Origin of the sequence: Thermoflexus sp. (genome assembly GCF_034432235.1) — a bacterium.
Taxonomy (GTDB): domain Bacteria; phylum Chloroflexota; class Anaerolineae; order Thermoflexales; family Thermoflexaceae; genus Thermoflexus.
In genome coordinates this window covers 1-5,792 of record NZ_DAOUCJ010000121.1, presented here as the reverse complement: position 1 = coordinate 5,792, position 5,792 = coordinate 1, and the positions used below count along the sequence as shown (strand labels likewise).

At 65.6% G+C, this 5,792-nt stretch carries 6 protein-coding genes; 3 read left to right on the top strand and 3 right to left on the bottom strand.

What is annotated here, in order from left to right; all coding sequences use genetic code 11:
- Positions 1 to 240: 240 nt before the first annotated feature.
- Together VAE54_RS14445 and VAE54_RS14440 are read right to left on the bottom strand one after the other, a co-directional pair.
- Positions 241 to 612: a prolipoprotein diacylglyceryl transferase family protein gene (locus tag VAE54_RS14445; protein ID WP_322802679.1), complete on the bottom strand. Its 372-nt coding sequence runs from the start codon at positions 610 to 612 to the stop codon at positions 241 to 243.
- Positions 612 to 1,157 carry a TlpA disulfide reductase family protein gene (locus VAE54_RS14440; RefSeq protein ID WP_322802678.1) on the bottom strand — a complete coding sequence of 182 codons (546 nt, stop codon included), beginning with the start codon at positions 1,155 to 1,157 and terminating at the stop codon, positions 612 to 614. Before VAE54_RS14440 ends, VAE54_RS14445 begins: the two co-directional genes overlap by 1 nt.
- 410 nt (positions 1,158 to 1,567) lie before the next feature.
- Between VAE54_RS14440 and VAE54_RS14435 the strand changes: the two genes are divergently transcribed.
- From VAE54_RS14435 to VAE54_RS14425, 3 genes are all read left to right on the top strand, one after another.
- Positions 1,568 to 3,406, top strand: a complete 1,839-nt coding sequence (locus VAE54_RS14435) for a DUF2207 domain-containing protein (protein ID WP_322802677.1) — start codon at positions 1,568 to 1,570, stop codon at positions 3,404 to 3,406.
- Positions 3,407 to 3,472: 66 nt separating this feature from the next.
- Complete coding sequence (locus VAE54_RS14430) at positions 3,473 to 4,000, top strand: hypothetical protein (RefSeq protein ID WP_322802676.1); 528 nt, start codon at positions 3,473 to 3,475, stop codon at positions 3,998 to 4,000.
- Between the two features lie 91 nt (positions 4,001 to 4,091).
- Complete coding sequence (locus VAE54_RS14425) at positions 4,092 to 5,345, top strand: AAA family ATPase (RefSeq protein WP_322802675.1); 1,254 nt, start codon at positions 4,092 to 4,094, stop codon at positions 5,343 to 5,345.
- Between the two features lie 80 nt (positions 5,346 to 5,425).
- On the opposite strand, the gene VAE54_RS14420 is transcribed toward VAE54_RS14425, so the two are convergent.
- Positions 5,426 to 5,792: response regulator transcription factor (locus VAE54_RS14420; protein ID WP_322802674.1), on the bottom strand; the 367-nt coding region annotated here is incomplete at its 5' end.

Genomic DNA, 5,792 nt, shown 5'->3' with positions numbered 1-5,792 from the left:
AAGCGGCCGGGCGGAGGCGGCGCCGGCCATAGTCGTCATACGTGAGATACCACCACAGCTCCCGGATCAGGGTGCGGATCCCGCGCATCGGACACCTCCGGTGAAGATGGAATGCGCTCATAAAGATGATAGCCGTTCGCAGGGGGCAGGCCTTATGGGGCTCTTCCTTTCTCGAGGCCCAGGGGGCTGTAAGAGAAAACCATCCTCAAGTCCTCCCGTTCGAGCCGAACGATCCCGACATCAGCCAGATCCGGTCGGGATGGAAGATACAGATCGCTCCGTTCGGACCAGCCCCCATTCTCCGATCCGCATGCCCGCGAAGGCCAGCAGTTGCGGCACGCGGAATCCCGGCCACGTGGGGCTCTCCGCCCGGAAGCCTTCGACGATCAGATGGACCCCGCTGTAAAGGGTGAGCGCCAGCAGGAAAGCGCTCCCCGAGGCCTTCAGCGTCGAACGGTCCCGGTTCCAGACGATCCATGCCAGGAGCGTAAGCCCGGCTTCGTAAAGACGACCCTCCCGTTCGATCCAGGCCAGCCCGAGCCACAGGCCCAGCAGGAGGAGGAGCGGCCGAACCGGTAAGGCCAGGGGACCCAGGGGAAGAACCGGGAGCATCATGGGGTTCCGGATGGAAGGAGATCAGAAAGACGGGCTTCCATCGCCGCTTCGCTGAGGGGGCCACCGATCACGACATCCCGGATGATCCCCTGGGGATCAATGAAGAACGTGGTGGGAAGCGCGGTGATCCGGTAGCGCTGCTGCACCTGGCCGGCTTCGTCCAGCAGGATCGGAAAGGTCAGGCCATACTGTTGCCGGAAAGCGAGCACGGCGGCCCGATCATCCCCTGACGTCGCGTTGACGCCCAGCACCACCAGCCCCCGGTCCCGGTAGCGGGCGTAGAGGCGCTGGAAGGCCGGCATCTCTGCCCGACATGGCGGGCACCAGGTCGCCCAGAAGTTCAGGATCACCGCCCGCCCTCGCAGATCCCCGATGGAGAGGGTTTCTCCCTCCAGGGTGCGCAGCGAGAACCCCGGGGCGCGATAACCGGGCTGCGGGGCCTCCCGGATAGGGAGCCCGACCTCGCGCACCCGACTCGCCACTAGCCAGACGCCGCCGATCACCACCATCCCAATGATCCCCACGGCCCACGATTTCGGCATGGGATCCACCTTCGGGTCATCTCGCGATCAGGAACCGACGGCTCGTGCCAGGAGGGCGTTGCTCGATCTTTGGAGCGATCAGCAGGAAAGCCGGCCCTCTTTTGCAGGATTGGGAGTTGCGCGGTTGATGGGTAACCTCTATCTCACCCACCATTCTAATTTAGGTTTCACCTGTTGCGCGACCTCTACGGCCATCTCTTCTCCCCGTGACCGTTTTGGTTTAGATGCCGTCGGGATGTCCGTCATGACACGGGTTGCGGGGAAGAGCCACCCGAAATCCCCGACTCCGGTTACAATCAAGCCGGAATGGTCCCTTCAGACCTAACCCATGCGGTCGACTCCAATCCGGGGGCACGATGACCTCTTCGCCCAAATACCCATTGGGATCAACGATGGCGTGAGGACCTCCCATGAAGAGCACGAAGCGATGGATCCGATGGAGCATCGCGCTGTTCCTCGGGCTCGGCCTCTGGGGTGGCTTTGCACCGGCTCTCCAAGCCCAATCTGCCGCGGCCGTCGCGGAGCGCTTCGATGTGGAGATCCGCGTGCACTTGGACGGCACGATGGAGATCACCGAGCATCAAACGATCCGTTTCAACGGGACGTTCCGCCGGGGGTTCCGGGAGATCCCCCTCCGGCGCACGGAGGGGATCACCATCCTGGATCTCCGGGAGGATGAGGCGATCTATCGCCGTGCGTCTTCCGGCCAGCCGTTCACCTATGAGGTGGAGGAAAGCCGCGAGGGGATCACCGTGCGGTGGTTTTTCCCGCCCACCACAAACGCGGTCCGGACGTTCCATCTGCGCTATCAGGTCCGGGGCGCGATCCGGCGATATCCGGAGGGGGATCAGCTGTGGTGGAATCCACTTCCCGCTGAGCATGCATATGAGATCCGCCATAGCACGGTCACGGTGATCCTGCCCCCCGGGGCGCCGGCCCAGCAGGTCGCCGCCTATGGCCCGGCGGATGGGGAGATCCTGGAAGGGGGTCGGACTGTGCGCTTCCAGGCCCGACGCCCTCTCCAGCCGGATGAGTCCTTCGAGATCCGGGTCCAGTTCCCCCATGGCATCCTGCCCCCCGAGCCCCCGGCCTGGCAGGTCCAGGAGGACCGCCTGCCCCTGTATAACCTGGGACTGCTGGCCCTGGGGGTGCTGCTGCTGATCGGCGGGCCGGCCCTGGCCCTAACGCTGTGGGCAGCGCGGGGGCGGGATCCTTATGTCGGGATCGTGCCAGATTCGCTCGCCGAGCCACCTTCTGCCGATCCCCCGGCGATGGTGGGCGTGCTGCTGGACGAGCGGGCGGATCTGCGGGACATCATGGCGACGGTGGTGGATCTGGCCCGGCGAGGGGTGTTGACGATCGAGGAGGTCCGCGAAGGCTTTCGCCGGGATTTCGTCCTTCGGCGGACCGGACAGGAAAGGGATCTGCGGCCCTTTGAGGTGGTTTTGCTGCGCGCCCTTTTCAACGGAAACTCGGTCCGCCGTATGGGGGAGCTTCGCTATCGCTTCGCCGATCGCCTGCCGGAGATCGAAGCGGCGCTATATCGGGCGGTCGCCCAGGCGGGCTGGTTTGCCGGCCGCCCCGATCGGGTGCGGGGCGGCTATCAGTTCCTGGCCTTCGCGTTCGGCGCCCTGGCGGTGCTGGCGGGCATCGCCGCGGGAAACTGGAGCGGCCATGGGCTCTGGGGGATGTGGGCGGTCGTCGTGGGGTTGGGGGGAACGGCCCTCGCGTGGTTGCTGATCGCTCCCCACATGCCCCGGAAAACCCGGAAAGGCGCGGAGCTGGCCGCCCGCTGGCGGGCCTTCGCTCAGGGATTGCGCCGGCTTCAGCAGATGGCGCCGGAGGAGGCGCGGGCGCGGCTGGAAGCCTATATTCCTTATGCGATCGCTTTCGGGTTGGAGCGTCGGTTCCTGCGGCAGTGGCAGGAGCTGGCCCCCGATCTTCCGCCGCCGCCATGGTATCGTCCGTGGATCGATCCGCGCTCCGCTTCCGCGCCGGGGAGGATCCCGGGCCATGCCGCGCCCGCTCCCGCTCCGGGGGGGCTGGGGGTTCCCTCGCTGGACGATGCGGCGAGCGCCCTGACCGGCGGTTTGAACGCCTTTGCCGAGAGCCTGACGAGCATGCTCAACGTCGCCGCGGATACGTTTGTCAGCCGTCCGCCTTCGGATCGGGGAGGCGGCGGGCGCTGGAGCGGCGGCGGGAGCTTCGGCGGCGGGGGTGGCGGAGGGGGCCGGAGCGGGTTCGGATAATCCGTGGCGGGCGGATGGCGGAGCCATCCATCGACTATCGATTTTCATCCGAAAGGGGGAAGCCGCATGCATCCACGCACCATGCAGACCCTTGGGATCCTGATGATCGGCGCCAGCGTCTTCCTGGAGATGGCCTTCCTCGGCTTCCTGGCCATCCAGCGGGTTCGGGCGGAGCTGACGCCTGGAGGCTTCGCGCTGGGGGCTTTCCTGATCTTTCTGGTGTTCTCGCCTCTGCTCATTGCGGGGATCTATTTATGGCGGCGGGGAGGCGTGGAGGCCCGGGAGGCGGAGGTGGCCGAGAAGCAGCGCCGGCTTCTGGGGATGATCCAGGCGCGGGGGAAAGTCGCGCTTTCAGACATCGCCTTAGAGCTGCGGGCGACCCGGGATCAGGTGCGGGCGTGGATCTACGATCTGGTGCACATGGGGCTTTTCTCCGGATACATCAACTGGTCGGAGGGCTTGCTATATTCGGTCGAGGCGGCGGCTTTGCGGGACGCCGGCAAATGTCCCAACTGCGGTGGGGCGCTGGAGCTGGCCGGGAGAGGGGTGATCCGCTGCCCCTATTGCGGCACGGAGATCTTCCTCGCCCAGTAGCGCTTTTTCTTCCTGCGGCTCAGCGGGCCACAGGAAGGAGGGATCGCCCGTTCGGCTGTCTGCATGGCATGATCATCCTCTGGGAGGGCCTATGGCGGTTCGTGCGCGCACATTGAAAGAGGCGTTGAATCTCTTCGATCCCCGGGTTCCGTTATCCGGGCGGGCCCTGGCCGCATATTACGTGGAGCGCCCCGACGTCCCCACCCAGGAGCTGAAGGCCTATCTGGAGGCGATGGACGAGCCGGTGAAGGTGCTCTTCTCCGGCCACCGGGGGAGCGGCAAGAGCACCGAGCTCAACCGCCTGACAGGCCTTCTGAAGGGGCGCTTCTTCATTGTGCACTTCTCGGTTCTGGAGATCCTGAACCTCACGGACCTTACCTATGTGGATCTCATCCTGGCCATCGCCCTGCGCCTGCTCCAGCAGGCCACCGATGAACGCATCCTGAAAGGCCGCAAGCGGGGCCTGGTAGGGGTGGGAATGCTGGAGGACCTTTACCGCTGGTTGACCCACGAGATTGTGGAGGAGGAGATGGTCAGCCCCTCACGCGAAACCTCCGCCGAAGCGGCCCTCAACCTCCTGGCCCTGAAGCTTGAAGGGCGGGTCAAGACCGAGAGCAGCACCCGGCGGATGGTCCGGGAACGGGCGGAGCTGCGGCTCTTCGAGCTGGTCTCCCGAACCAACCGGCTGATCGAGGAAATCCGCTCCAACGCCCGCCGACCTGTCCTGGTGGTGGTGGAGGATCTGGATAAGCTCTCTTTCGAGCGGGCCATGGGGCTTTTCCTGAACCATGCCGCCCTGCTGGCGGAGCTGCGCGCGCATATCCTGTTCACCTTCCCCATCGCCCTGCGTTATGCCCGCGAGTTCCTTCAGATCCGCAGCCACTTCAGCGAGCGGTTCATCGTCCCCAACGTGATGGTCTACGATCGCCATGGCCAGCTGCGGCCTGAAGGGCACCAGGTGATGCGGGAGATCGTGGAGCGCCGGGTGGAGCCCTATCTCATCGATCCGGAGGCGATTGATTTGGCCGTTCGGATGAGCGGCGGGATCCCCCTCACGCTGATCCAGCTGGTCCAGTCGGCGATCCTGCATGGGCTCGCCGCCGGCCAGGATCGGATCGGCCTCCCCGAGATGCGCAACGCTGTGATCCAGCTGCAGAACGACTATCGGGGGACCCTGCGGCCGGAGGACTACGGGGAGCTGCTGCGCTACCACCGCACGCGGACCTTTATCAACAACGAGCGCACCCGGGAGTTCCTGGCCAACCTGAGCCTTCTGGAATACAGCGATGGGGAGCCATGGTGCGATGTTCATCCCATTCTGCTTCCCCTGCTGGGGGAACAGTGAGGCGGGAAAGGCCCATGGATCCGGCCTCCCAGGATGAGCGGTGATCCCTACCCCTGCGCCCCGGGGATGGAGCCGCCCGCTCATGGGTTCAGACGATAGCCATACCGACGCACCGTCTGGATCCAGCGCGGACGCTTGGGGTTGGCTTCCATCTTCTGGCGGAGGTTCCAGATATACCAGCGGAGGGCCTGCAGCGATCCCTCCTGGGTCCCCCCCCAGATGGCGGTCAGCAGCTCGTCGATAGAGACCACTCGCCCGGCCCGTTCGGCCAGATAAACCAGGAGCGTGTATTCGATGGGGGAGAGATCCAGGGGTTGGCCCTGGAATCTCACCTGCCGCCGTTCCCGGTCGATCACCAGGGCGCCGTTCCCGATCTCCAGGATCGGCGATGCCGCAGGGGCGGCCTGGCGCACCCGCCGCAGGATCGCTTCCACGCGGGCCAGCAGC

Excerpts from the sequence above, each read along its gene's own strand:
- VAE54_RS14445 (WP_322802679.1), bottom strand. The coding sequence starts at position 612 with ATGCTCCCGGTTCTTCCCCTGGGTCCCCTGGCCTTACCGGTTCGGCCG.
- VAE54_RS14440 (WP_322802678.1), bottom strand. The coding sequence starts at position 1,157 with ATGCCGAAATCGTGGGCCGTGGGGATCATTGGGATGGTGGTGATCGGC.
- VAE54_RS14435 (WP_322802677.1), top strand. The coding sequence starts at position 1,568 with ATGAAGAGCACGAAGCGATGGATCCGATGGAGCATCGCGCTGTTCCTC.
- VAE54_RS14430 (WP_322802676.1), top strand. The coding sequence starts at position 3,473 with ATGCATCCACGCACCATGCAGACCCTTGGGATCCTGATGATCGGCGCC.
- VAE54_RS14425 (WP_322802675.1), top strand. The coding sequence starts at position 4,092 with ATGGCGGTTCGTGCGCGCACATTGAAAGAGGCGTTGAATCTCTTCGAT.